The organism is Aminobacter sp. UC22_36, assembly GCF_044056035.1.
Classification (GTDB): Bacteria; Pseudomonadota; Alphaproteobacteria; order Rhizobiales; family Rhizobiaceae; genus Aminobacter.
This window is the reverse complement of sequence record NZ_CP171996.1, coordinates 5,064,368-5,086,503: the sequence shown is the minus strand read 5'-3', so window position 1 is coordinate 5,086,503 and position 22,136 is coordinate 5,064,368. Positions and strand designations below refer to the sequence as shown.

General features: G+C 62.0%; 24 protein-coding genes and 2 tRNA genes. 6 read left to right on the top strand and 20 right to left on the bottom strand.

All coding sequences use genetic code 11. The annotated features are described in order from the left end of the window. Positions 1 to 15 precede the first annotated feature (15 nt). Both ACHMW7_RS28455 and ACHMW7_RS28450 read left to right on the top strand, forming a co-directional pair. Positions 16 to 255 carry a hypothetical protein gene (locus ACHMW7_RS28455; protein ID WP_395448691.1) on the top strand — a complete coding sequence of 80 codons (240 nt, stop codon included), beginning with the start codon at positions 16 to 18 and terminating at the stop codon, positions 253 to 255. Positions 256 to 371: 116 nt separating this feature from the next. Next, complete coding sequence (locus tag ACHMW7_RS28450) at positions 372 to 572, top strand: hypothetical protein (protein WP_395448690.1); 201 nt, start codon at positions 372 to 374, stop codon at positions 570 to 572. A 2-nt stretch (positions 573 to 574) separates the two neighbouring features. Here ACHMW7_RS28450 and ACHMW7_RS28445 read toward each other — a convergent pair. The 12 genes from ACHMW7_RS28445 to ACHMW7_RS28390 all read right to left on the bottom strand — a co-directional run bounded on the left by ACHMW7_RS28445 (position 575) and on the right by ACHMW7_RS28390 (position 5,938). Next, positions 575 to 649, bottom strand: a tRNA-Met gene (locus ACHMW7_RS28445). Between the two features lie 120 nt (positions 650 to 769). After that, on the bottom strand, positions 770 to 1,288 hold the full coding sequence (locus tag ACHMW7_RS28440) for a transcription termination/antitermination protein NusG (RefSeq protein ID WP_395448689.1): 519 nt from the start codon (positions 1,286 to 1,288) through the stop codon (positions 770 to 772). Beyond that, positions 1,285 to 1,494, bottom strand: a complete 210-nt coding sequence (locus ACHMW7_RS28435) for a hypothetical protein (RefSeq protein ID WP_395448688.1) — start codon at positions 1,492 to 1,494, stop codon at positions 1,285 to 1,287. Before ACHMW7_RS28435 ends, ACHMW7_RS28440 begins: the two co-directional genes overlap by 4 nt. Next, complete coding sequence (locus ACHMW7_RS28430; RefSeq protein WP_395448687.1) at positions 1,491 to 3,242, bottom strand: DnaB-like helicase C-terminal domain-containing protein; 1,752 nt, start codon at positions 3,240 to 3,242, stop codon at positions 1,491 to 1,493. Before ACHMW7_RS28430 ends, ACHMW7_RS28435 begins: the two co-directional genes overlap by 4 nt. Before the next feature lie 30 nt (positions 3,243 to 3,272). Continuing rightward, entirely contained in the window at positions 3,273 to 3,965 is a 693-nt protein-coding gene (locus ACHMW7_RS28425) for a hypothetical protein (RefSeq protein WP_395448686.1), read from the bottom strand. Positions 3,966 to 3,976: 11 nt separating this feature from the next. Then, positions 3,977 to 4,186 carry a hypothetical protein gene (locus ACHMW7_RS28420; protein ID WP_395448685.1) on the bottom strand — a complete coding sequence of 70 codons (210 nt, stop codon included), beginning with the start codon at positions 4,184 to 4,186 and terminating at the stop codon, positions 3,977 to 3,979. Then, positions 4,183 to 4,482, bottom strand: coding sequence for a hypothetical protein (locus ACHMW7_RS28415; RefSeq protein ID WP_395448684.1), 300 nt, complete (start codon positions 4,480 to 4,482; stop codon positions 4,183 to 4,185). Before ACHMW7_RS28415 ends, ACHMW7_RS28420 begins: the two co-directional genes overlap by 4 nt. 91 nt (positions 4,483 to 4,573) lie before the next feature. Continuing rightward, a complete protein-coding gene (locus tag ACHMW7_RS28410) occupies positions 4,574 to 4,831 on the bottom strand; it encodes a hypothetical protein (RefSeq protein ID WP_395448683.1) in 258 nt (85 codons plus the stop codon). Continuing rightward, positions 4,828 to 5,064, bottom strand: coding sequence for a hypothetical protein (locus ACHMW7_RS28405; RefSeq protein WP_395448682.1), 237 nt, complete (start codon positions 5,062 to 5,064; stop codon positions 4,828 to 4,830). The genes ACHMW7_RS28410 and ACHMW7_RS28405 overlap by 4 nt, the downstream gene beginning before the upstream one ends. Next, complete coding sequence (locus ACHMW7_RS28400; protein ID WP_395448681.1) at positions 5,061 to 5,393, bottom strand: hypothetical protein; 333 nt, start codon at positions 5,391 to 5,393, stop codon at positions 5,061 to 5,063. Before ACHMW7_RS28400 ends, ACHMW7_RS28405 begins: the two co-directional genes overlap by 4 nt. 3 nt (positions 5,394 to 5,396) lie before the next feature. Beyond that, positions 5,397 to 5,765: a hypothetical protein gene (locus ACHMW7_RS28395; RefSeq protein ID WP_395448680.1), complete on the bottom strand. Its 369-nt coding sequence runs from the start codon at positions 5,763 to 5,765 to the stop codon at positions 5,397 to 5,399. A 14-nt stretch (positions 5,766 to 5,779) separates the two neighbouring features. After that, complete coding sequence (locus ACHMW7_RS28390; RefSeq protein ID WP_395451467.1) at positions 5,780 to 5,938, bottom strand: Arc family DNA-binding protein; 159 nt, start codon at positions 5,936 to 5,938, stop codon at positions 5,780 to 5,782. A gap of 194 nt (positions 5,939 to 6,132) precedes the next feature. Between ACHMW7_RS28390 and ACHMW7_RS28385 the strand changes: the two genes are divergently transcribed. From ACHMW7_RS28385 to ACHMW7_RS28375, 3 genes are all read left to right on the top strand, one after another. Beyond that, entirely contained in the window at positions 6,133 to 6,516 is a 384-nt protein-coding gene (locus ACHMW7_RS28385) for an Arc family DNA-binding protein (protein ID WP_395448679.1), read from the top strand. A gap of 140 nt (positions 6,517 to 6,656) precedes the next feature. Then, a complete protein-coding gene (locus ACHMW7_RS28380; protein WP_395448678.1) occupies positions 6,657 to 7,208 on the top strand; it encodes a hypothetical protein in 552 nt (183 codons plus the stop codon). Next, positions 7,205 to 7,411, top strand: a complete 207-nt coding sequence (locus ACHMW7_RS28375; protein ID WP_395448677.1) for a hypothetical protein — start codon at positions 7,205 to 7,207, stop codon at positions 7,409 to 7,411. The genes ACHMW7_RS28380 and ACHMW7_RS28375 overlap by 4 nt, the downstream gene beginning before the upstream one ends. Before the next feature lie 71 nt (positions 7,412 to 7,482). Here ACHMW7_RS28375 and ACHMW7_RS28370 read toward each other — a convergent pair whose 3' ends face one another. Beyond that, entirely contained in the window at positions 7,483 to 8,715 is a 1,233-nt protein-coding gene (locus ACHMW7_RS28370; protein WP_395448676.1) for a tyrosine-type recombinase/integrase, read from the bottom strand. Between the two features lie 132 nt (positions 8,716 to 8,847). Here ACHMW7_RS28370 and ACHMW7_RS28365 point away from each other — a divergent pair. After that, positions 8,848 to 8,928: transfer RNA gene (locus tag ACHMW7_RS28365), tRNA-Ser, on the top strand. Positions 8,929 to 9,107: 179 nt separating this feature from the next. Here the strand turns inward: ACHMW7_RS28365 and urtE are convergent. From urtE to ACHMW7_RS28330, 7 genes are all read right to left on the bottom strand, one after another. Further along, entirely contained in the window at positions 9,108 to 9,803 is a 696-nt protein-coding gene (gene urtE, locus ACHMW7_RS28360) for an urea ABC transporter ATP-binding subunit UrtE (protein WP_395448675.1), read from the bottom strand. Between the two features lie 177 nt (positions 9,804 to 9,980). Further along, on the bottom strand, positions 9,981 to 10,727 hold the full coding sequence (urtD, locus tag ACHMW7_RS28355) for an urea ABC transporter ATP-binding protein UrtD (RefSeq protein WP_395448674.1): 747 nt from the start codon (positions 10,725 to 10,727) through the stop codon (positions 9,981 to 9,983). 4 nt (positions 10,728 to 10,731) lie between these two features. Then, on the bottom strand, positions 10,732 to 11,952 hold the full coding sequence (urtC, locus tag ACHMW7_RS28350) for an urea ABC transporter permease subunit UrtC (protein WP_395448673.1): 1,221 nt from the start codon (positions 11,950 to 11,952) through the stop codon (positions 10,732 to 10,734). After that, positions 11,949 to 13,565 carry an urea ABC transporter permease subunit UrtB gene (gene urtB / locus ACHMW7_RS28345; protein WP_395448672.1) on the bottom strand — a complete coding sequence of 539 codons (1,617 nt, stop codon included), beginning with the start codon at positions 13,563 to 13,565 and terminating at the stop codon, positions 11,949 to 11,951. The genes urtC and urtB overlap by 4 nt, the downstream gene beginning before the upstream one ends. A gap of 80 nt (positions 13,566 to 13,645) precedes the next feature. Then, positions 13,646 to 14,962 carry an urea ABC transporter substrate-binding protein gene (gene urtA, locus ACHMW7_RS28340; protein ID WP_395448671.1) on the bottom strand — a complete coding sequence of 439 codons (1,317 nt, stop codon included), beginning with the start codon at positions 14,960 to 14,962 and terminating at the stop codon, positions 13,646 to 13,648. Between the two features lie 371 nt (positions 14,963 to 15,333). Further along, positions 15,334 to 16,113: a class I SAM-dependent methyltransferase gene (locus ACHMW7_RS28335; RefSeq protein WP_395448670.1), complete on the bottom strand. Its 780-nt coding sequence runs from the start codon at positions 16,111 to 16,113 to the stop codon at positions 15,334 to 15,336. Between the two features lie 303 nt (positions 16,114 to 16,416). Further along, on the bottom strand, positions 16,417 to 21,783 hold the full coding sequence (locus ACHMW7_RS28330) for an autotransporter-associated beta strand repeat-containing protein (protein WP_395448669.1): 5,367 nt from the start codon (positions 21,781 to 21,783) through the stop codon (positions 16,417 to 16,419). Positions 21,784 to 22,136 lie beyond the last annotated feature (353 nt).

The following is a 22,136-nucleotide window of genomic DNA, read 5'->3' as shown; positions in this document are numbered from 1 at the left end:
CCAACGGAGGGGCGGATGGACGAATCACAGGTTGTGCGGCTGTTGATCTCGTGCGGCATTGCCGCGGTAGTCGGGGCCAACGGGACATCGCCCTATGGGGGCGCCCATCTTTGGACCGCGTTTGCATTGCTCGCTGCTGTCGCGGCCTGGCTTAACAAGACGCCATTCGATTTGTTGGACATAGCTGCGCCGATTGCTTTTTCTTATGGCGCTGCCGCAGTGACGCTTTCAATGAACCGTAACCGCGAGAGATAGACCAGCGGAGAGGCCACAGAGGCTGCCGCGGTTCTCAGCTAGGACGCTCTAAGCAACTCGCTCGACAGTCGGCGAAAGTGGTGGGAGGATGCGCGCCTCAACTTTGGGAGGGGCGAATGCCGGACTACAGGCTAAAGACGCTTGAAGGCACCGAGTGGCACTTCAATCTCAATCAGTCGCTCAGTGAGATCGTCGCAGGCATCAACGGCGATGGGTATCTCCTTGTGGTGGCCCACAAATGGGAGGGGAACCGACAGACGCCTCCGAAAGAGACTACAATTTACCGGCACGCCATCAGCAGCATCATTTCTGGCTAAGGTTGCGGAGGCAGGATTTGAACCCGCGGCCTCCAGCGTATGAGGCTGGCGAGCTACCGGGCCGCTCTACTCCGACGTGAAGGAAATCCGGGCGCATTTCCCCGGTGGCGGGGTGGCGATCTGCCCCGCATCGCTTCGGCTGGTGACACTCAGGCCCCGCACAGACAAGCGTTTCGCCAAATCAGTTGCAAATGTAACTATCCTGTTTGGCCCAGTTTTTCAAGTGGCACCTTCGCTGCCACCTCTCGCCCGAACATCTGCAGCATCATGATGACGTGCGCGTCGGTAGATGCCGACACCGGACCATGAAGGCCCGCGAGTGCGCCAGCGATGACCTTGACTGATGTGCCAGCCTCGACGCGGCCATGCACCCGCATTTCGTCATACTCGCCGGTCTCCTGCTTTGACCGGATGCCCTGCACAGTTGCATCGGGGATAGGCACCGGCTCGCCGTTGCTGGATCGCAAGACACAGTCGACGCTCTCGCAGTCCAGAACACGCGGCCAGTGGTCGGACGCCAGTACGAACAGATAGCCGGTCAGCAGGGAGAAATACTTCACCGACCAGCGCTTATGCCGGGCGTGTTTGTACTCCTTGCGGAAGCGCGGCACATAGATGACTTGGCCAAGCCCGGCGATTTCCTCGGCCGCTTTGAGTTCGAGCGACGGACGAGCGCGAACCACATACCAGCGGACCGTGTCGGTGGCTTGCTTCATTTGGCTTCCTTCGTTGCGAGATATTCGGCGGGATCTATGCGACGCACTTGCGAGGCCGGGCCGAATGTTCCGAGCTGTTGTTCTCGATGGCGGCGGTTGCCGTGCGGGTCGAAGTTCGCCGCAGCGATATCGCGCACCCAGCCTGGCGCTTTGGCAGCGGCGCGAGCTTGCTGTTTCTTGGCTTTGCGGCTCAGCTTCCTCTTCATTGTCCGTCCTTACTGCCAAGCGTGGCGTAGCTGTCGGGGTAGTCACGAAACCGTCGGTCAGCACCGATGAACTCGAACTTTACCGAGCCCGGCCTGCCACAGATCGGCTGTCGCCTGATCTTCTTGGAAATGACAAAGGTGGTTTCGTTCTCGTAGTCCCGGTAGACGACCAGACCCGCATCGGCCTTGTTGCGCCAATGAGCACTGCCGGCGAGGTCGTATAGCCCCGGAACCGGGTCTTTGCCGTCCTCGGTGGTTTTCATCTTTGTGGGGTGGATCACCATCCACACGGCGCAACCGTGATGCTTGGCGAAGCGCTTGCACTTGGAAATCAACTGAGAAACGAACTCGGTTTCGGTCAGCTTCTCCGGGCGAGATGCCTCAACTTCGTTGTAAGGGTCGATAACGATGTTTGTGACGCCGTAGCGGATCACCGCCGCCCGCGCCCGTTCAAGAAGCCAGTCGATTGACGGCGTGTGCTCGACTGCGCCAAGCAGGAAAATGCGCTCGTTGAGCCAGAGCATAGCTGACGACAAGTCGGCTTCTGTCATGCGTTGGTTGGGGCCATCATAGAATGGCTGCCCCGCCCATATCTCGCATAGATCGGCCACATGGTTGGCTTCACCAGTCTCAGGCGAGAACATCGCCCACTTTTCATTCCGCAACCGCGCAGTTTGAACCGCTATCTGGTCGATGACGCGTGATTTGCCGTGGTTGGGGATTCCAGTTACCGCGATGAACTGGCCGGGAATGTATTTGAACGCCTTGTCGAGTTCGGAGAACCCCGTTGAGAGCGGCCGAGGCCCCCGGCCGTGATAAAGGTCCATGACGTCAACGGCGAAATCCTCGACGTCGTGAAGGCCATCAATCGGCCACGGCTCAGCTTGGGCCACACACTCGCGTAGAACCTCGATGCCGTGATCTGTAAGGCACTCATTGGCATCCTTACATTGGACATCACCGCCCGCCGGCATTCGCACGCGGAAGCACCGATCACGTCCGACACGCCGGGCGATCTCCTGCGCGAGCATTTCGCCTGGTTCGTCCATGTCACTGGCAATCAGGATGCGGCGGACCTTGAGAAGATCCTCCCAATGCGTCCCGAACGGCTCGTAGCGCTTGTCGCTGGCTTCCTCTTTCGAGGGCGCGCCGTTGGGCAACGACACGACATGCTGGAACCCAGCAACGGCGAACGACATCACGTCGACCTCGCCTTCGCAGATGATCAGGTCTTCGCCCTCCGCAATGCTGTCCGCGTTGAAAAAGACCGGCTCGGGCTCTTTCTCCTGCCGGAAAAGCTTGCTGACAGTCCGGTATTTGACGTTGCGAAGCTCACCTTGCCAATCGTAGGGAAACGCTAGGCAATCCTCTTCGGCATTGGTTTGGGGAAACCATTTGCGAGTTTTGTAGATGCCGAACTGGTCGACCACGGCTTGAGTAATCGCGCGCTTGGTGAACCACCCGTACAGGGTATCAGGCCGTTGCGGGTTTTCTACCCGCTCGGGCTTGCGGTAAGTCCGCCGTTCGCGGATCGGCCGGTAGCCTTCGCCCCCGGCGCCACCGCTCCATCCGCAGTGGTGGCAGTTCCATACTGCCCGGCCGTCATTCTCAATCGTCACGGATAGGCATTGATCGGTCTTCTTGCGCCGAGTGCTGGAGCAGTTCGGACACGTCGTCTTGTGATTGCCGGTCTTATGGTCCCGCAAGCGGATACCATGCTCGGCAAGGGCAGCGCTGGTGTCGGTCAAGTCAACCTCGGCTGAAGAGGAATGCGTTGGTCAGGTCACCGTGCGCGTTGCGCACCGGCCGGGCACCAAATCGGGACTGCCTGGTGTCAACGGCCTTTCGCACCCAGTTCTGCCAAGTAACCCGCCAGTCGAGCTTGACGCCCCGCTGACCTCCGATGCCATGCCAGTAGTCGCGAAACTTGTCGGCTTCTCGCCTGATCTCGAATTCAGAGAGGCCCTGTCCGGCTGCCCAGTCAGCCCAATCCTTCGCAAGCTGCCAGTCGTTCGGAAGGCGATTCCCGCGCTTTTGGAAGAACCGTAAGGTTCTTCTTTTTCTTCCCTGCTTTGAATGTTTTCTTCTTTGCGTCGCGCGCGCGTCGAGCGCCCGTCGCTTGGCGCGTCATTGTCCGCGTCGCTAGGCAAACTCACCTTCTGATATTCGTTGTATTTACAGATGGTTATGCGCGTCGTCTGCGCGTCACCTTGTGCGTCGATCATTGCGTCGCTTTTCAGTCGTTTCAGAAAACGCCTGACGCGGGCTTCCGACCACTGCCATTTGGCGGCCATGAAGCGTGTGGAGTGCGCGAGCTGACCTCGTTGTAACTCAACGACACCATGACGTCCGCGCACCTGCCGAGGTTTCCACGCAGCGTCGGCGAGAAGCCACACCCAAGCCTCACGCTCGGTGAAGGGCTCGTTTGCAAAGAACGGATGGTCAAATAGCCGCCTGGATACGGCGAACACTCCCCCTACCATCACGCGGCGCCCCCCAGCTCCGGGGAGCGTTTTGGGAAGGCAACAACATTCGGCGCAGCCGGGCCGTCTACCAGGTTCAGGAAGAACCACCACGCGCGCTTAGCGGTCATCGCATCGTGAAATGCCTGCGAGGCTTCCGCTTTGGCCCTGGCAGTCTTGTATGCCTCGAACGCCTCGATCTGTGCTTGTTGAACGAGATCGTCATTCATGCCGCCGACCTCTCTGAGGTTGATCGGACAGGCTTAGACAAGCGGGCAGCAGCCCAGGCATCGAGGGCGTCGATGTGGTAGAGGGGGATGCGGCCTGAATACTGCATTTCAGGCCCGCCACCGATTGTGGCGAGCTTGTTCAATGTGGAGAGGGCAATGTCGATGCCATGAGTAGAGGCCAGATAGGCCGGAACGTCTTTACGACGAAGTCGGGGGCGTAGAGTCATCGAAACTCCGGGAAAGATTGCGGGTGGAACCAAATGCTTGGGATCGCGTTCCTGCTGGTTCACCATCATCTCAACTTCCCTAGTTGGCCAAAGTTCCTCGGTATCGGATCGGCCATGCTGAAATTGCCGTGATATCCCGTCAGTTTACTGTGGGGGCGCGTCATGCTGCACCGCCTTTGGCCTTCACGTTGCTCTCGTGGATTTCCTCCCAACGCCTTTTCAGGGTGAGCGAGAGTTTGTTTGCGTGAAAGACAGCGAACATCAGCTGGCACCATTCGCCATCAGTCACGAGGATGCCGCCGGGGCGCTGTTCTCCTGCGCGCTCGATGAGTGAGCAGGCGACCTCGGACATGTTCACTGCCTCATGAAGCTCGTCCTCGATATCGGTGTAGTTCAAAGGTTCTGGGACGGCGTTCATTGGGCGCCACCTTTCAGGCCCTCGTGGCTTTCGAGTGCCTCGTGCATGACGCCAATCAGTTCCTGCGCGGCTCGCAGTCCGGCACCAATGGCGTCGGATAACTCGGTCGAATCGCCGCCATTCTGGATGGCCCAGGCCGCGCTCTCGCAGAGGCGGATGATAGCCGCAGCTTCGTAGCTGCATTGCATGATCTGGTCGGCGGTCATGTCGTCGTGAGGGATGAACCGGGTCATGCTGCCCCCCCTTTCGGGAGGTTGCCTGTCCAGAGTTGGGCCGCGACCATCGCGAATTCGTTGATCTGTCGGAAAAACCCGACCTCGATGCCGCTGAACTCCCTGCGGCCTGCGTTCTCATGGATATCGCACACAATGCAGTTGAGCAGGGTAGCGTGACCAACCGTGGGATGTTTGCCGATAAACTCAAGGTATTCAGTTGCCAGCTGCGCCCCGGTCGCGCAGTCGCTTCCGTACGACCCCGATGGCTCGACGCACCAATAGTCGATGCCGGTTCCACGGGGCTTCCGTTTGCGGATGAAGGAAAGAGCCTCTGCGAAATGTGCCATAGCTCAAGCCCTCGACTTCGCTTTGGTCGCGAACTGACGCGACACCGAGAGGTAAAAACGAGTGTTCGCCTCACTGCCGACCGCGCGCCCTATGCCGAGTTCGAGCGCATCGGGGTCGAGGTCGCGGGCAGCGATGGCATAGTGCTTGGCGTGGTATTCGAGCCGATTTTCAGCAGTCTCACCAATATCGGAAAACAGGATGGGGCGGCGTCCCTCTTGATACGGATGGATCGTCGCCATCCACTGACCGCCCTCGCATTCGGCAAGAGCTTGGGACAGTTCCCTGGCAAGGCGGCGAACCTTCACCCAGATCTCCGGGTTTTCGGTCGCCCTTGCCCCTTCGGCCTGAGCGGTGTTATGTTCCGTCATCATCTTATCAATCTCCATTAAGCCGGTAGTTGGTGGGTGACATGGCTCGGAGAGGCTGCAACCTCTGCCGGGCCTTTTGCTTCCTGTGCATCCAATGCGCAGTCGAGGTAGTGAACGATCTCAGCATTCATCGACCGTCGATTTGCCGCCGCGCGTTCACGAATGCGATCCCTCATGCCGTCCGGGAATCGGACGATGTATTTGTCAGCGTCTCGGCTCTGTGAGTTATGCGGCACATCCTTCTCCTTACCGTTTTCGTCTTTATGGCTAGTAGCCATTAACCATGGCTAATAGCTATGGTTGCGTCAAGCCCCAAATGATGGCTTTTAGCCTTGTTGAGGAAAAGTCCTCAGAGCGTGGAGTAACGACGATGGCAACCGAGCCGATACAGCCCCAGGACAAATACGTCGTTCGGTTCCCTGACGGCATGAGAGACAGCCTTAAGCAGGCCTCTTGGAACAATAACCGGTCATTAAACGCAGAAATCATCGCCCGCCTCGACGAGCACCCAGAACTCGTCCGAATGGCGCGACAGTTGGAAGGAGCGCTAGCGCGGAAGGACCAAGAGATTGATGGGCTGAAACAGCAGGTAGAACTACTTCAAGCCCAAGTGGAATCCCTAAACCGATCTTGGGATCTACAAACCAGACTGCTCGATCTATTAGAAACCGTCATCAAAGAAGCTGGTGGCGGTAATGACGCGCGCTTGAAGAAGTTCATGAATGCATTTAAGCAAGTCCCGCCCGTCGACTAGCGCGCCCGACCCAGGGCTCCTCTCAACGCCCGAAATTAACAGGCGTTAACTGTATATTATGCAGATAACCCAACGGAACTTTCGAGCGGCGGCTAACAAGCGCCGTATCCGCAACGTCAATTGTTGTGGAGATTTGCATCATGCATGGAACACTACCGGCAATACGGCGCATGAGGGTCGTTCGTCGCGACGATTCCTGGACCTACATCGAAAGCGAGGTTTTAAAAGAGTTTTGGCCCTCAATAGAGGTTATTCGGAAGCGGCTGCCTCATCGAACCGAACGGGCGATACGGAACATGGCGAAACGTTGTGGCCTTATCCCCGACAAGGCCCAACATATCTGGACTGCTGGCCAAGACCGAACCCTCAAGCGCATGGCTGCGAGTGGAGCAACGCGCAAGGAAATAGCCGACACTCTTGGCCTTACTGCCCTTCAAGTCGCTAGCCGCCTCCAATACACAAAGACGCACATAGCAAAGCGTGCGCCAGTGATGCTGGGCGACCCACTTGTCGATGCCGTGCGGCGGCGCGCATTTGATCTCAAAATCAGCATGGTGGACCTAGACAGGTCCCTAGGCAGACACAAGGTTTTCCAGAACGCCTGGAAACAGAAGCTTGTCGGCCCCATCCATCTGCACAAGGCTGTGAAAGCCCTGGGGGGAAGTCTCGTGGTACAGTGGGAGGAAGAATGATCGCCCGGCGCCGGGTGGAAGACGCCATCGATACGTTGATCGACCTACTCGATCATTTCGATGGCGATGCAGACCTGGAACCTGAACCCAACGAGGAGCAGCACGACCGAGAAACCGACGCGGCCGAAGATGGGGTGGCAGATGGAGCCGCGCTTAGGTACATCGTTGCGGAAATGGCGAGGCGCAAACGTCGCGCGCATTAGAGCATTTCGGCCCCTGCGCTGCTTAGGGGGCCGAATCTCTAGCCTGAACGGGCCAACGATGTGCTGCCGGCCTAGCCCCTGTACTGCCGTTCGATCTCGCCGGCAATCTTGTCAGCGGCAGCCACAAGGACACTGTCCAGGCGATGTATGTATCGACTGGTGATCCCGCTGCGAGAGTGCCCCAAGCACGCGCCGATGGTGCTGTCAGAATAATCCAGATCGGCGCCGACGGAGGCGAAGCTGTGTCGCAAGGTGTGGGCCGTCACACCTTCCAGTTTGGCCGCATTCATGATGCGGTCCATCGCACCCGCCAGGCCTCCATAGGGCTTGCTCTCGTCCCGTACGCCGGGCATGACGTGGTCAACGCCCCTCTTGCGATTGATGCCCTTAAGCACGTCAATCGCCGCTTGGCTGAGGGGACGGACCGAGGCGCCCGTCTTGGAATCACTCAGTCGCAGCGCCTTGCCCTCGATGTCGACTTCGGCCCATTTCAGCCCCTCGATCTCGCCACGGCGGCACCCGGTGAAAGCTAGGAGTTTGACGCTGGCGATGGCCTGCCATGGCTCTTCACTGTCGCGTAGCACTTTGCCGAGGGCGGCGTATTCGACTGCGTCCAATCGCCGTTGACGCTGGCCGTCATTCGGGCGCTTCACGCCCCGCGCCGGGTTCGCATCGATGATGCCTTCGGACATCGCATAGGAGAGGATGCCGCCCAGAAGGCCGGCCGTCCGGCTAGCCGTGCCGGCTCCACCCTCGACAACAGCCTTGCCCCTTAGCTTGTCGGTCTTTTCGACAGTGGCAGTCTTGCCGGTCGTGACGTCGCGAATGAATTTCGAGATGTCCGATTGCTTAACGTCGATCACCAGCTTGCGCCCGAGCAGCGGCTTGATATGCCGCTCGATCCTGCCTTTGTCCGTGGCGAGGGTAGATGGCTTTTTCGGGCGGCCGCCTTTGCCCAGCACAAGCCCTTTCTGGACCGCAGCGATGTAGTCGTCGCACAGATTGGAGACGGTGAGGGATGTTCGCCGCGTTCGCCTCTCAAGTAGCGGATCTTCTTTTTGTAAGACGACGCCGCCAAGTGTTTCGATTGCCAGCTTGCGCGCCTGGTCGGTTGTGATGGTGCCATGGCGGCCGATGGTCATACGGCGGCGGCCGCCATCACCGGTCCTGTAATCGACGAAGTAAGTACGGTTGCCAGATGGCTGGACGTAGACGCCGAACCCCTTCAACTCGCCATCCCAGATGGTGTATTGCTTCGACCGCGGTTCCGCTCGATCTACAGCCGACTTGGTCAGTTTGGCCATTCTGTCCTGCTTTTAGGAAACTCACCGCACACTCACCACAAAATCGGAAACATGGGAAGAGGTGAGTAAACGCCAGCAATTGACAGAAAGTGGAAAGCCTCGTAATTTCATTGCGTTAGAAAGGGTTGGCAAGCGCCAGTAAATTCCAGGAAATCCTTTACCAATGCCCTCCGAAGGCAGAGGTCACAGGTTCGAATCCTGTCGGGTGCGCCAATTTTATCCTACATATCAAATAGTCAGTTTTGGGCAGTTTTAGTAGAATGCCCGCGCTCGTTGATCGACCGCCAACTCCGGATTTCCGCCTCGACATATTGCTGCCGTGGAACGCCTGATCGAAACGGCTGGAAGAACGCCGGCTTGGCCAAGCGGGCGCTTTTGCCGTTGCTCAGGCGCTACACCATGATCAGCTTGCGGACCTCCGAATTGTCGAGATCTTCCGCCTGGCCCCGGTGCACGATCTGACCACGGTCCATGATGTAGACGACGTCGGCGAGGTCGCGGCAGAAGTCGAGATATTGCTCGACCAGGAGTACGCCGATGCCGGTGCTGTCGCGCAGGTAACGAATGGCGCGGCCAATGTCCTTGATGATGGAGGGCTGGATACCTTCCGTCGGCTCGTCGAGCACCAGCAGTCTCGGCCGCATCACCAGCGCCCGGCCGATGGCCAGCTGCTGCTGTTGGCCGCCGGAGAGATCGCCGCCGCGCCGCGACAGCATCTGGTGTAGCACCGGAAACAGCTCGAAGACATGGCCCGGCACGTTGCGATCCGCGCGTCTGAGCGGGGCATAGCCAGTTTCGAGGTTTTCCTTGACCGTCAGCAATGGGAAGATCTCCCTGCCTTGCGGTACGAATGCGATGCCCGACCGGGCGCGGTCATACGCCGCGCTCCGGTCGAGCGCCTTCCCCTCGAAGGCAACTGTTCCCGATGTCAGCCTGTGGTGACCGATGATCGATTTCATCAGGCTTGTCTTGCCGACCCCGTTGCGGCCAAGCACGCAGGTTATCCGGCCAGGCTCAGCAGTCAGCGAGACGCCGCGCAATGCCTCGGCCGCGCCGTAGTGGAGGACCGCGTCGGTGACCTCAAGCATGGTCCGGCTCCACGGGCTGGGCCCCCCGCGCCCCCGCCAGCGGGGCGGGGGTGGCGGCCCTTCCGGAACGCCAGGGGAGGTTGGTGAAATTCAAAATAAGGCCGGTCGGCACTGGTGGGGCAGCCGGGCGCTGTGGTCGCCACTGAAGTGCCTGTCGGTCCATCCGCAACGACATCGTCACCGCCCCAGATACACTTCGATGACACGTTCGTCGGCGGACACGAAATCCAGCGAGCCTTCCGACAGCACCGAGCCCTCGTGCAGGCACGTCACCTTGACGCCGAGCTCGCGGACGAAATGCATGTCGTGCTCAACGACGATCACCGAATGGGTCTCGGCGATCTGCTTGAGCAGCTGCGCTGTCTCTTCGGTCTCGGCGTCGGTCATGCCGGCTACCGGCTCGTCGACCAGCAGCAGCTTGGGGTCCTGGGCAAGCAGCATGCCGATCTCAAGCCATTGCTTCTGGCCGTGCGACAGGCTGGCGGCAAAGTCGCCGCGCCGGTGGCCCAGACGGATGATGCCGAAGATCTCGTCGATGCGCTTGTTCTCCGCGGTGGAGCGGCGGCTGAACAGGGCGGGCAGGATCGAGCGAGGACCCTTGAGCGACAAAAGCAGGTTGTCTTCGACAGTATGGTTTTCGAACACCGTCGGCTTCTGGAACTTGCGGCCGATGCCCAACATGGCGATGTCGGCCTCGTCATGGCGGGTGAGGTCGATATGGCCGTCGAAATAGACGTCGCCGGCATCGGGTCGGGTCTTGCCGGTCACGATGTCCATCATGGTTGTCTTGCCGGCGCCGTTGGGGCCGATGATGGCGCGCATCTCGCCCTTGTCGAGCACAAGAGACAGGTTGTTGATGGCGCGAAAGCCGTCGAAGGACACCGACACGCCGTCGAGATAGAGGATGGTGTTTGCCTTGCTCATGGCCTCACTCCGCCGGCTGCGGTTCTGGCGCTCCGCTGGCGGCAGGGCGCTCCCCTCTGACGATCGCCGCAGGCGCGATGGCCATTTCGGGTGCGGCGGCATCGACCGCGTCGGCTGCCGCCTCGCGCCCGTTCCGCTTGGCCTGCCAACTATCCCACATGCCGACGATGCCGCTCGGCAGCAACAGGGTGACGGCAATGAACAGGCCGCCGAGCGCAAGCAGCCAGAATTCTGGCAGAGCGCCGGTGAACCAGCTCTTGCCGGCATTGACCAGCACTGCGCCTATGATGGGCCCGACGATCGTGCCGCGCCCGCCGACAGCGGTCCAGACCACGACTTCGATCGAGTTGGCAGGGTCGAACTCGCCGGGATTGATGATGCCGACCTGTGGCACGTAGAGCGCGCCTGCGATGCCGGCCATGACGGCGGAGACGGTGAAAGCGAACAGCTTGACGTTCTCTGCCCGCCAGCCGAGGAAGCGCGTGCGGTTTTCGGCGTCGCGCACTGCCATCAACAGCTTGCCGTATTTGGAGCCAATGATGCGCCAGGTGATGAATACGCCGAGCGCCAGCGTCGCGGCACTTGCGGCAAACAGGGCCGAGCGCGTGGTGTTGGCCTGGACGTTGAAGCCGAGAATGTCCTTGAAATCAGTGAGCCCGTTGTTGCCGCCGAAACCCATGTCATTGCGGAAGAAGGCAAGTAGCAGCGCATAGGTCATCGCCTGGGTGATGATCGACAGGTAGACGCCGGTCACGCGACTGCGGAAAGCGAACCATCCGAAGACGAAGGCAAGCAGGCCCGGCACCAACATCACCATCAGGGCGGCGAACCAGAAATGGTCGAAGCCGTGCCAGAACCAGGGCAGCTCCTTCCAGTTGAGGAAGACCATGAAATCGGGCAGCAGCGGATTGGCGTAGACGCCGCGATCGCCGATCTGGCGCATCAGATACATGCCCATCGCATAGCCACCGAGAGCGAAGAACGCGCCATGGCCGAGCGAGAGGATGCCGCAAAAGCCCCAGACCAGATCGAGCGCGAGCGCCAGCAGCGCATAGCAGAGGTACTTGCCCACCAGGGCTACGACGTAGCTCGGTACATGGAGCGCGCTGTCCGGCGGCACGGCGATGTTGAGGATGGGCACGATCACGGCGACGCCGAACAGGATCGCAATGGTGATGGCGATGCGACGGTCGGCCCCGGCGGCGAAGAAGCGTCCCGAGATCATGCTTCCACCGCCCGGCCTTTGAGCGCGAACAGGCCGCGCGGGCGCTTCTGGATGAACAGGATGATCAGCACCAGTACCATGATCTTGCCGAGGACCGCCCCGGTATAGGGCTCGAGAAACTTGTTCAGGATGCCGAGCGACATGGCGCCGACGAAGGTGCCCCAGAGATTGCCGACGCCGCCGAAGACCACGACCATGAAGCTGTCGATGATGTAGCCCTGACCGAAATTGGGCGAGACGTTGTCTATCTGGCTGAGAGCGACGCCGGCGATGCCCGCGATGCCGGAGCCGAGCGCAAACGTCAGTGCGTCGACCCTGGGGGTACGGATACCCATCGAGGCGGCCATGCGGCGGTTTTGGGTGACGGCCCGCATCTGCAGTCCCCAGGGCGTGCGCTTCATGACGTAGAGCAGCAGCGCAAACACCGCGAGGCAGAAGACGACGATGCACAGCCGGTTCCAGGTGATGACGAGTTGGCCAAGCTGGAATGAACCCGACATCCATGTCGGCGTGCCGACTTCCTGGTTGGTCGGCCCGAAGATCGTTCGGACCGCCTGCTGCAGAATCAGCGACACGCCCCAGGTGGCCAGCAGCGTCTCCAGCGGTCGGCCATAGAGGAACCGGATGACGCCGCGTTCGATGGCAAGGCCGACGGCGCCTGAAACCAGGAAGGCCATGGGCAGGGCGATGGCCAGCGACCAGTCGAACAGGCCAGGCGCAGCGTCGCGGATCACCTGCTGCACGACGAAGGTGGTATAGGCGCCGAGCATCACCATCTCGCCATGCGCCATGTTGATGACGCCCATGACGCCGAAGGTGATGGCGAGGCCGATGGCTGCTAGCAAGAGCACCGAGCCGAGCGAGATACCGTACCAGACATTCTGGCCGAGCTGCCACAATGCCAGGCTCTGGTCGATTGTAGCGACGGCCGCTCCGGCCGCTTCCCGGAGGTTGCCTTCAGCGTTTGCCTGGAATCTGGAGAGCTGCGAAAGCGCATCCTGGTCGGCGCGGCTGGACAATATGTCGATGGCCGCCATTTTGTCGGCTTGGCCAAAGTCGGAAAGCAACACTGCCGAGGCGCGCGCCTGCTCGAGTCGGGCCTTGACGCTGCCCACCGCTTCGCCGGCGATCGCGGCGTCGAGTGCCGCGATGGTGGCCGGATCGGGATTCTTGAACATCGTATCCGCCGCCGCGAGCCGCACGGCCGGTTCGTCTGAACCCAGTGTCAGCCCACCGAGCGCATCGCGAATGACACGACGCAGCGTGTTGTTGACCTTGATCTTGGTCAGGCCGGCCTTGGCGACCGCGCCCACGGCTTCGCCGCTCAAGGGATCGCGCAGCTTGATGTCAGGGCCGGCTTCGTCGCCGATGAAGATCGCATTGTCGGCCTTGCGGACATAAAGCGCGCCCTTGGACAGCGCAGTGAGAAGCCCTTCAACGGTGGGAGCCCCGGTGGCGCCGAGTTCACGCACCACAGCCTCGGTGGCCTGGAAATTGTTGGCCGCCGCGAACCTGGCGACAAGCTGGCGCAATCCGGCTTCGTCTGCGGCAGCGCAGACGAGTGTTGCCGCCAGCACGAGGCACGCTGCGACCATTTTGCGAAGAAGACCCATGTCGAGGCACCGGTTCAGGAGGATCTTTAACTGGGTCCCGGGCAGGTAGACCGCCCGGGACCACGTATCTCTCAGAAGGCTCAGTTCGTCGTGCCCGCCTTGCCACCGCATTTGCCTGTTGCAACGTTGAAATTGCCGCAGGACATCGGTGCCCGCCAATCGGCGATCAGGCTTTTGGAGTCGGGCAGGTAGTCCGACCATTCGTCGCCCACAACCAGGCCTGGCGTTTCCCAGACCGTCTCGAACTGGCCGTCGGCCTGGATTTCGCCGATCAGCACCGGCTTGGTGATGTGGTGGTTCGGCATCATCGTCGAGAACCCACCGGTCAGGTTGGGAACCGAAACGCCGACGATGGCGTCGATGACCGCGTCGGGATCGGTGGTGGCGGCCTTTTCGACCGCCTTGATCCACATGTTGAAGCCGATGACATGGGCTTCCATCGGATCGTTGGTCACCCGCTTGTCGTTCTTGGTGTAGGCCTTCCAGGCGTCGATGAATTCTGCGTTGGCGGGTGCATCGACCGATTGGAAATAGTTCCAGGCGGCGAGATGCCCGACCAGCGGGGTGGTATCGAGCCCGGCGAGCTCTTCTTCACCGACCGAAAACGCCACGACGGGAATGTCCTCGGCCTTGATACCCTGGTTGCCGAGCTCCTTGTAGAACGGCACGTTGGCATCGCCGTTGATGGTCGACACCACAGCGGTCTTCTTGCCGGCGGAGCCGAACTTCTTGATGTCGGAGACGATGGTCTGCCAATCGGAATGGCCGAAGGGGGTGTAGTTGACCATGATGTCTTCAGCGGCGACACCCTTCGATTCCAGATAGGCCTTGAGGATTTTGTTGGTCGTCTGCGGATAGACGTAGTCGGTGCCAGCCAGCACCCAGCGTTTCACCGAGCCTCCGTCTTCGCTCATCAGATAGTCGACCGCAGGTATCGCCTGCTGGTTGGGAGCAGCCCCGGTGTAGAAGACGTTGCGCTGGCTTTCCTCGCCCTCGTACTGGACGGGGTAGAACAGCAGGCTGTTCAGCTCTTCGAACACCGGCAGCACGGATTTGCGCGACGACGATGTCCAGCAGCCAAACACCGCAGCGACCTTGTCCTGCTCGATCAGTTGGCGCGCCTTTTCGGCAAACAGCGGCCAGTCGGAAGCCGGGTCGACCACCACCGCTTCGAGCTTCTTGCCGAGCAGGCCGCCCTTCTTGTTCTGCTCCTCGATCAGGAACAGCATGGTGTCTTTCAGCGTGGTCTCCGAGATCGCCATCGTGCCCGACAGCGAATGCAGCACACCGACCTTGATCGTGTCGTCCGCCGCCGCTGCTGGCATGGCGATACTTATTCCTGCGGCGAAGGCGCCGGCCACGACAGTGTTGGCCCAAGTCGCTAGATGTCCCCTCATTCTTTCCGTCTCCCGTGGTTACATTGCACTGCAACAAGCCAAGCAACCGCCGTGCCAGTTGCTCGGTGCTGAGGCCGGAGGATGAAATGGTATGCATATTCAGATGGATAGCTCGCTCATAGAGTTCCATTCACGAAGCCGCCGCAAAAGGCAGTGCTGGAACGTTGGGCGATGCACAATGGATTTTGCCTAATCCACGCACACTTTTTCAATATGATTACAAATATGGCAGATCATTTGGCGGTCGCCGCCACGGGCCCGGGAACGACATGCCGAACGTTGAGATGGTTATTCACCACAGTCTGCGCCCCGACACCGTTTGGCATTCGGCAGACTAGGCCGGACCGGGGGCGAGCGCCCGTCAACCCCAGCTAATCAGTCACTCGCTCGGCGCTGATAATCCATGCACGCGATTGGAAAAGCACGCCTTCGGCCGTCATATGCGCGTCCAGCAAATCATGCAGCCGCTGGAGTGGCCGATCAGGTGGTTCATCGGTGCGGGCAAGCGCGTCCTTCACCATATACAGACCGCTGAGCGCATCAAAGGCGGCATCGACATCAGGTCCGTAGAAGACCGGCTCCTGCACCTCGACAAAGTCGACCGAGGCGAAGCCGGCAGTGCTCAGAAGGTCTCTGGCGACGGCGGGATCGCCAAGCGAAAACGCCTTGCCGCTGTCCGCGGTAACAGCTGCTCCCGGAGCCAGCGCCTGCCGGATGGCCCCAGACCAGATGTTCCGCTCCTGGCTCTGCCACACCATCCAGGCAAGACGGGCCCCAGGGCGCATCGCCCGGGCGATATTGGCAAATGCTGCCGCCGGATCGGCAAAAAACATCACGCCGAAGCGGCTGATGCATAGATCAAAGCCGGCGGCCGGAAAGTTGTGGTGTTGCGCGTCGGCCAGTTCAAACGTGACGTTCTGCAGCCCTGCTTCGGCGCTACGACGCCGCGCGATCTCGAGCATATCGACGGAAATATCAACGCCGACCACGTTCGCCTTCACCGCGGCACGGGCGGCCTCGCGGGTGGTCTGGCCCGCGCCGCAACCGACATCGAGCACGCGGTCGAACATCCCGAATCGTGCGGCGGCCAGCAAATGCCGGTTATGCCGCGACAACTCCGCGTCGTAAAAATCAGCACACTGGAATGCCATGCAACACTCCCTGTTTGTCTTGGCCGCATACGTCCAACGAAAGGCAATTGCTCAACAAGGGGCTATCGCGTCCAGTAATTGCTGGTAGCGCTCGGCTTCCTCATTCCTGCCCTGCGATTGGTTGAAATCTTACACAGCGCGGAGATCATTGCGAGCTCGATTGACGAACGGCCATCGTGGTCCCATCGACTTTGTGCACAGCGGTGGCGCGCAGCATGAAACCTTCAGCATCGTCATGCCGGTATTTCTCAAGCATGGACAAACTTGCGGTAGTCAGGGCGGCGTGTGGCGCCGCCCCTTTGTTCAGAACTGCACGCCGAGATTGGCCCGGAAGCTCTGGTCGACAACGCCGGAACCGAACTGGCCCGTATAGGCGACGCCGAGCTTGGCATCAGGGGTGAGCGCGAGGTCGAGGCCGGCTTCGACGATCGCCACGTCCTTCGCGACCGGCGCGCCGGCGATCGTGAAGGCGCCGCCGCCTGAGAAGGCGACCGAGGTCAGCGGGGTGACGTCGCCGAAGGCGTGGCGCCAGCCGGCCATGCCGTGCAGCGTGGCATCCATGCCGCGGATGGCGATGTCGGTGCTGGCCCTGACGGCGAGCGTCGTGAACGTCGTCTCGGTGGTCGAGGCGTCGGCCGTCAGCGCTGCCTGGCCGCCCTTCTCGGTGAAGCCGTCGGTCTTGACGTTGATGTAGGCAAGCGCTGCGAAGGGCTCGACGATCGCGTCGCCCGTCTGCAGCCGGTAGCTCGCCTCGCCGAATATCTGGGTGGTGCCGGCGTCGTAGCTGGCGGTCAGCTTGTCCTTGAAGTTGGCAAAGGCAACGGTGCGGCTGGTTTCGATGTCGGTCCAGCTGTAGGCGGCGCCGGCGCGCAGGCTGAAGGCCTCCCACCGGCCGCCGGCGAATACGCCGGCATGGTAGGCGCTGCTGCTGCCCGAGGACGCGCGGTCGTCGGCATCGAAGCTGCCATTGCTGTAACCGGCGAAGGTACCGACGCGGAGGTTGTCGCCGATGCCGGCGTCGAGACCGCCGATGAAGCCGCCGGTGGTGCGGCCGAACGCTGCCGCGTTGCCGTCGCTGCCGGTCTTGCCCCAGGAGCCATAGGCCTGGCCCCAGAATGCCATACGCTCGGTCGTCGCCTCGGCGATCTCGGGACCGTCGGGGCCATAGGCCATGACGGGCAGGGCTGCAGTGCCGATGTCGCCGAAGGCCGCGCGGATACGGTCGTTGGCGGCACTGGCGAGGAAGCGGCTGTCCTCGACGAGCATGCCGCTGACCGAGGCGTGGACCTCGCCCGACAGCGCGTCGAAGGCCTTGCGCGCCGCGTCCTTGTCGAGATTGACGATGGCCTTGTAGATCGCGTGCTTGTTGCCCAGCTTGTCGGCCGCACCGCCGGCGGCGAACTGGTTGCGGGTCGCGGCGATGTCGGTGAACTTGATGTCGTTGCGGTCGAGCGACAGGCCGACGGCGTTGCTGGTGTAGGTCAGCGTCGGGGTCAGGAAGGCGAGGTTGCTGGTGACGGAAGTGAACTGGCCGAGCACACCGGTTGCCGCGGTCAGGATGGTGTACTGCGTCGACGGCGCGTAGTTGCCGCTGCCAGCCAGCACCTGGACGGTGCCGCCCGAGAGCGTCGCCTTGCCGGCCACCGAGAGCCTGTCCGATTTGGTCGTGTCGACATCAACCTGGAAGGTCGAGCCGGCGGCGAAGCTGGCGTCGCCGGCGACAGAGAGCGTGCCGATCGAACTGCCTGTATTGACGGTCGAACCCGCCTGCGCCGTGAGCTTGCCGATAATGCCGCTGCCGCCGAGGGTGGCGCCCGAGGCGACCCTCACCGCCGACTTGGCGAGTGAGCCATTCACTGAGAGTTTGCCGGCGCTGACCGATGTGTCGCCTGAGAGCAGGCTGGTGCCGGTCAAGGTGAGCGCGCCTGCACCCGACTTGGTGAAGCTGCCGGTGCCGTTGATTGCATTGGCGAAGCTGGCGTCGGTGGCCTGGTCGATGATGAGGGCGGCGTCGTTGAGGATCGCGCCGCTGCCGAAGCTGGTGGCCGAGCCGGAGAGCGTGCCGGCGGAGATGATCGTGCCGCCGGTGTAGCTGTTGGTGCCCGCCAGGACCGTCTTGCCCAATCCGATCTGCTTGACCGCGCCGCTGCCGGAGATCGCGCCGGCGAAGGTCAACAGGTCGGAGCGGTTGAAGGCAAGCACGGCATTGTTCTCGACGTTGCCGATGATGGAGCCAGCCGTGCCGCCGCTGCCGATCTGCAGCGTGCCGGCGCTGATCCTGGTGCCGCCCACATAGCTGTTGGTGCCGGTCAACGTCAGCGTTTCCGAGCCGGTCTTGGTTAGCTTGCCCTGGCCGGAGATCGTGCCCGAGGCGGTGAGGCTCGCCTGGGTGTCGAACGTGCCGCCCGCCAAACGCAGCTCGATGTCGCGCGCGGTGGTCATGGCGGCGGTGTTGGTCAGGATGCCGCCAACGAAGGTGAGCCCGCCCGAGGCAGCCCCGAGATTGCCGTCCGAGGAGATCGACAGCGTGCCGCCCTTGATGGTCGTGCCGCCGGTGTAGCTGTTGTCGCCGCTCAGCACGAGCGTGCCGTAATCGTCCTTGACCAGTCCGCCCGAGCCGGTGAGCTCGGATTCGATCGTCGCCGTGGTGCCGGCACTCGAAACCGTGCCGTCGCCGACGCGGATAGTGGTGGCGGCATCATGAAGACCAATCGCGTCGCCCTTGATGACGTAGCCGCTGGTGGCGAACTGCATGCCGGTGACCGATATGGCGCCATGGCTGTCGTCGACGGACACCGTGCCGGCGGTGCCCTGGAAGATGGCATAGCCCGGTTGCGGCGCCATTGGCGCGTTGAAGGCGCCGTCCTGTCGGGTCCAGTTGCCGCTTGCGGCGCTCCATGTGCCGTCGCCGCCGTCGACGGTGCCGTTGTTGAGATTGCCACTGGCGCCGCCATCCCAGAAGGCGAGCGCTGTACCACCGGTGTTGATCAGGTTGATCTGTTGGGCAATCTGCGTCTGGATGGTGAGGTCGCTGGCCTGGAAGGCACCGGGAACGGTGCCGATGACCAGGCCATTGTCGGTCAGCGAGCCGCCATAGCTGATCAAGCGATAGACGCCGGCGCCGAAATCGTTGCCGCCGCTGACATTGAGCTTGCCGTCGAGGATGAGGTCGCCGTTGACGTCGATACGGTCGCTCTGGGCGCCGAGTTCGAAGTCGAGATTGGCGCCGCTGGACAGGCTGAGCGAGCCGACGGTCAGCGTGCCCTTGCCGGCACCGGGGGCGATATGGCCGCCGTCGGAGACTTCGACGCTGCCCGATACAGTGCCCGAGCCGGACAGCGTCGCGCCGCTGTCCACGGTGACGGCGGTGTTGCCGAGCTTGCCGTTGACCTGGAGCTCGCCTGCCTTGACCGAGGTCGCACCCGTGTAGGTGCTCTCGCCTGACATGGTCTGCTTGCCGTTGCCCTGCTTGGTAAAGCCGCCAGTGCCCGACATGACGCCCAGGAATTCGGTGTCGTCGCCGTTGCCCGATGACAGCGTGCCGGCTCCAAGCTTGACGTTGCCGGCGCCGGCCAGCGAGGCGATGGTCTGGCTGTGGCCGTCGAGGTCGAAGGTGGCGCCTGAGGCGACGCTGACGGCGCTGGCCGATGCGATCGTGTTCGCAACCCCTGCCTTCAGCGTGCCGGCGTCGATCTTGGTTGCGCCGGTGTATGTGTTGGAACCTGACAGTGTGAAGGTGCCAGAACCCTTCTTGGTCAGGCCGCCGGTGCCGTTGATGACGCCGGAGAAGTCGGTCCAATCGTTGTTGCCGCCTGTGGTCAGTGTGCCGGCGCCAAGCGAAACCGTGCCCGCACCGGCGAGAGATCCGATGACCTGGTCGAAGCCGTCGAGATCGAGTTCCGTGCCGCTGGCGACTTCAACCGCGCTGGCCGAGGAGAAGCTGTTGGTGGCACCGGCCTTGAGGGTGCCGCCATCGAGCCAGGTCTTGCCGGTGTAGCTGTTGGTGCCGCTCAGGGTGAAGACGCCAGTGCCGACCTTGGACAGGTTGCCGGCGCCGGAAATCGAGCCGGAGAAAATGGTCGAGGCGTCGTTTCCGCCCGTCGTCAGCGTGACTTCTTGTGGCGAGCCCCAGAGCGGCCTGGCCACGCCGAGCGTGACCGAACCAGCGCCTGCCAGCGAGCCGATCCGCTGGTCGTAGCCGTCGAGGTCGAGCGTGGCATCGGTCTTGACCGTCATCGCGCTCGTGAGGTCGAAGGCATCCGCATTTCCCGCCTTGAGCGTGCCTTCGCTGACCGTGGTCTCGATGCCATTCTGCATGCCCTTGACGATGAGGGTGCCGGCGCCGGTCTTTTCGACGGCGCGTGGCACGCCGCCGCCCGCCAGGATGACGCCCGACTGCGTGGCGGTGCCGGATGCGACCGACAGCAGGGTGTTGTCCTGCTGCAGGGTCATGATGTTGGCAAGCTCGATATCGGCGCCGTAGTCGAGGACGCCGCCGAACATCATGATGTAGCCGGTGCCGGCGGCGAGGCCGTTTTCAAGCCGCAACGTTCCGGCAAGCGAGTAGACGATGCCGTCATAGCCGCTGCTGTCGCCCGACAGGGTAAGCTTGCCTGTGCCGTACTTCTTGAAGTCGCCCGAGCCTGACATGTCGCCGTCGAAGGAGCTGTCGTCCGACCTGTCGAAGGCAAGCGTGCCGGAATTGCTGACTTTGCCGGACAGCGTGCCGCTCGTCTCCGATTTGCCGATCTGCAGGACGCTGCCGCTGTCGATGGTGGTGCCGCCGGAGTGGCTGATGTCGCCGCTCATCAGGACGATGCTGTTGCCGGTGAGGGTCACCTTGCCGGTGCCGGTGATGTCGCCGGTAAACTCGCCGTTGGCCTCCGTATTGTTGAAGACCAGCTTGCCGTTGTTAAGCACGTCGCCCTTGATCGAGCCGCCATTGGCGAGCTGCAGCGTGCCGGCGTTTATGGTGGTGCCGCCGGTGTAATAGTTGGCGCCGGTCAGGGTGGTGGTGCCGGTGCCGTTCTGCTCGACGCGTCCGGTGCCGCCGATGTAGCCACCGATGACGAGCGCGTCGTCGGAGCGGTTGAAGGCAAGCACGCTGTTGTTGACGATGTCGCCGGCGACCGAGCCCGACGAGCCGCCATCGCCGAGCTGCAAGGTGCCCGACGAAATGGTGGTCTTGCCAGTGTAGGTGTTGTCGCCGGTCAGGATCAGCGTGCCGAGGCCGAGCTTGTCGAGTTCGGTCATGTCGCCATCGGCGATGACGGAGCCGATGGTCGCCGTAACGCCGTTGTCGGTGTTGATGAAGCTTGCCCGCTCGTTGCCGTAGGGATTGCCCGATAGGGCCAGGATGCCGCCGACGAGCTGGTAGCCGGTGGTCGAGAATTGCAGGCCCTGGAAGGCCAGCGTGCCGTAGGCGTTGACCGTGCCGGCCGTGCCGGCGAACACGCCGACCTCGCCGCGCCAGCCTTCGTTGATGGTGGCTTCTCCTGGCGCGCCGGTCCAGTTGCCGTTCGACGCGTTCCAGGTGCCGGTGCCTCCGTCGACCGTGCCGTTGCCTGCAGTATCCGAGCCGTCCCAGAACTGCAGCAGCTGGTTGTTGTTGCGGATGAGCAGGTTGACCTGATTGGCGACCGCGGTGCTGATGAAGGCGTCGGTTGGCAACGTGTGGGAACGATCCGGTGACCACGCCCGAGACGTTGAACAGGCGGTAGTAGCCGGTCACTGCGTCGGGCGTCTCCAGCGTGCCGCCGAGCGTCAGGTTGCCATTGACGACGACGAGGTCGTTGGTCGGGCCGCCGACAACGCCTGGCGTGCCGAGCTCGAAGATGCTGGTGGAGCCACCATCGAGGGTGAGGTCGCCATCGACGGTCAGCGTGCCTGGGCTGTTGCCGGCCGAGAGCGTGCCGTAGATCGTGGTGTCGGCGATGGTGCCGCTGCCGCCGATGGTCGCGCCGGCATCGACCGTGACGCTGGAGGACGACGCGATCGAGCCGTTGACGACCAGCTTGCCGGCG

Bases quoted from the DNA above. Each gene is read 5' to 3' on its own strand.
- ACHMW7_RS28455 (WP_395448691.1), top strand. From the start codon at position 16: ATGGACGAATCACAGGTTGTGCGGCTGTTGATCTCGTGCGGCATTGCC.
- ACHMW7_RS28450 (WP_395448690.1), top strand. From the start codon at position 372: ATGCCGGACTACAGGCTAAAGACGCTTGAAGGCACCGAGTGGCACTTC.
- ACHMW7_RS28440 (WP_395448689.1), bottom strand. From the start codon at position 1,288: ATGAAGCAAGCCACCGACACGGTCCGCTGGTATGTGGTTCGCGCTCGT.
- ACHMW7_RS28435 (WP_395448688.1), bottom strand. From the start codon at position 1,494: ATGAAGAGGAAGCTGAGCCGCAAAGCCAAGAAACAGCAAGCTCGCGCC.
- ACHMW7_RS28420 (WP_395448685.1), bottom strand. From the start codon at position 4,186: ATGAATGACGATCTCGTTCAACAAGCACAGATCGAGGCGTTCGAGGCA.
- ACHMW7_RS28415 (WP_395448684.1), bottom strand. From the start codon at position 4,482: ATGATGGTGAACCAGCAGGAACGCGATCCCAAGCATTTGGTTCCACCC.
- ACHMW7_RS28410 (WP_395448683.1), bottom strand. From the start codon at position 4,831: ATGAACGCCGTCCCAGAACCTTTGAACTACACCGATATCGAGGACGAG.
- ACHMW7_RS28405 (WP_395448682.1), bottom strand. From the start codon at position 5,064: ATGACCCGGTTCATCCCTCACGACGACATGACCGCCGACCAGATCATG.
- ACHMW7_RS28400 (WP_395448681.1), bottom strand. From the start codon at position 5,393: ATGGCACATTTCGCAGAGGCTCTTTCCTTCATCCGCAAACGGAAGCCC.
- ACHMW7_RS28395 (WP_395448680.1), bottom strand. From the start codon at position 5,765: ATGATGACGGAACATAACACCGCTCAGGCCGAAGGGGCAAGGGCGACC.
- ACHMW7_RS28390 (WP_395451467.1), bottom strand. From the start codon at position 5,938: ATGAGGGATCGCATTCGTGAACGCGCGGCGGCAAATCGACGGTCGATG.
- ACHMW7_RS28385 (WP_395448679.1), top strand. From the start codon at position 6,133: ATGGCAACCGAGCCGATACAGCCCCAGGACAAATACGTCGTTCGGTTC.
- ACHMW7_RS28380 (WP_395448678.1), top strand. From the start codon at position 6,657: ATGCATGGAACACTACCGGCAATACGGCGCATGAGGGTCGTTCGTCGC.
- ACHMW7_RS28375 (WP_395448677.1), top strand. From the start codon at position 7,205: ATGATCGCCCGGCGCCGGGTGGAAGACGCCATCGATACGTTGATCGAC.
- ACHMW7_RS28370 (WP_395448676.1), bottom strand. From the start codon at position 8,715: ATGGCCAAACTGACCAAGTCGGCTGTAGATCGAGCGGAACCGCGGTCG.
- urtE (WP_395448675.1), bottom strand. From the start codon at position 9,803: ATGCTTGAGGTCACCGACGCGGTCCTCCACTACGGCGCGGCCGAGGCA.
- urtD (WP_395448674.1), bottom strand. From the start codon at position 10,727: ATGAGCAAGGCAAACACCATCCTCTATCTCGACGGCGTGTCGGTGTCC.
- urtC (WP_395448673.1), bottom strand. From the start codon at position 11,952: ATGATCTCGGGACGCTTCTTCGCCGCCGGGGCCGACCGTCGCATCGCC.
- urtB (WP_395448672.1), bottom strand. From the start codon at position 13,565: ATGGGTCTTCTTCGCAAAATGGTCGCAGCGTGCCTCGTGCTGGCGGCA.
- urtA (WP_395448671.1), bottom strand. From the start codon at position 14,962: ATGAGGGGACATCTAGCGACTTGGGCCAACACTGTCGTGGCCGGCGCC.
- ACHMW7_RS28335 (WP_395448670.1), bottom strand. From the start codon at position 16,113: ATGGCATTCCAGTGTGCTGATTTTTACGACGCGGAGTTGTCGCGGCAT.